This is a genomic window from Neobacillus drentensis (assembly GCF_036965645.1).
GTDB lineage: Bacteria > Bacillota > Bacilli > Bacillales > Cytobacillaceae > Neobacillus > Neobacillus drentensis_D.
The window spans coordinates 1-268 of sequence record NZ_JBALPZ010000270.1; the positions used below are offsets into that span (position 1 = coordinate 1).

Consider the following 268-nt stretch of genomic DNA (forward strand, 5'->3'; position numbering starts at 1 on the left):
TTTTTGATAATAGTAATTTTATTCTTCCTTTAATTCTTGCCTTAAGGGGAAGCCAGCTCTTATAGAAGTGATGCATTGCATATGTATTATCAGATATAAATTTTCGACAATTGATATAATCATAGGGTGAGAAATATGTTTGAGGATAAATAACATTTCCCCCTTTGATTTCTTGATATTCACCATTAGCGTTTATCCCGAAATCCCCTAATATCTTAGTAATAACCGCTACATTTGTTAAATCACTATAAGTACCGTCACTGTTTTT

General features: G+C 31.0%; 1 pseudogene. It reads right to left on the minus strand.

Features of this window, described 5'->3' with window-relative positions:
• Positions 1–268: pseudogene (locus V7266_RS30175) on the minus strand (glycosyltransferase family 32 protein); the annotation flags it as partial.